We start from the raw sequence: 361 nt of genomic DNA on the forward strand, positions 1-361 counted from the left end.
TGGTCGCGGTGCCGGTCGAGTAGGTCAGCGTGAAGTCGTTGTCCGTGTTGTCGGTGTCGAACACGAACTTGTCGGCGTCGATGGAGAAGTTGCCCTTGTTCAGGCGACCCATGTCCAGCTCGGCCACGCCGTCGGTGTCCGAACACAGCAGGGAGGCACCACGATCGAGGACCGACAGGGACGAGATGGACTCGAGGCCACCGCCGGCACCGAACGAGAGGTCCTGCGAACGGAACGAAATGTAGCTGGCGTCCACGTTCGAACCGGAACGGCCGATCGAGGACAGCAGGCGCACGTCGGTCGACTGTTCGAGCAGCTTGACGCCGTTGAAGTTGGCCGACTTGGTGATCTCACCGATCTG

General features: G+C 62.3%; 1 pseudogene. It reads right to left on the reverse strand.

Annotated features, from left to right (window positions below):
- Nucleotides 1-361: pseudogene (locus CRP50_RS26220) on the reverse strand (flagellin protein FlaA); the annotation flags it as partial.

It is taken from the genome of Caenispirillum bisanense, from assembly GCF_900230255.1.
GTDB classification, from domain to species: Bacteria; Pseudomonadota; Alphaproteobacteria; order Rhodospirillales; family Rhodospirillaceae; genus Caenispirillum; species Caenispirillum bisanense_A.